The organism is Pseudomonas sp. KB_15 (assembly GCF_052114525.1).
GTDB lineage: Bacteria > Pseudomonadota > Gammaproteobacteria > Pseudomonadales > Pseudomonadaceae > Aquipseudomonas.
Genome location: NZ_JBFREX010000395.1, coordinates 1 through 350 on the forward strand (window position 1 = coordinate 1; position 350 = coordinate 350).

At 67.7% G+C, this 350-nt stretch carries 1 protein-coding gene; it reads right to left on the reverse strand.

What is annotated here, in order from left to right:
• Positions 1 to 23: 23 nt before the first annotated feature.
• Positions 24 to 350: molybdopterin dinucleotide binding domain-containing protein (locus AB4Z35_RS31450; protein ID WP_442101360.1), on the reverse strand; the 327-nt coding region annotated here is incomplete at its 5' end.

Below are 350 nucleotides of genomic sequence, written 5' to 3' on the forward strand. Positions count from 1 at the left end.
GTTGATCGCATGGCGTGGCCCCCCTATACCTTCACGATCTTGACCGCGCACTTCTTGAAGTCGGTCTGGAGCGAGATCGGGCAGGTGGCGTCCAGCGTCACCTTGTTGATCAGTTGGCTGGCGTCGAACCACGGCACGAAGACCAGCCCGCGCGGCGGCTGGTCGCGCCCGCGCGTCTCGATCCGGGAGCGCATGCGCCCGCGCCGGGACACCACCTCCACCTCCACGCCGCGCCGCAGTCCCATCGCCTTGGCATCCTCGGGATGCATGAACACCACGGCGTTGGGGAAGGCGCGGTACAGCTCGGGCACACGGCGGGTCATCGAGCCGGAATGCCAGTGCTCCAGCAC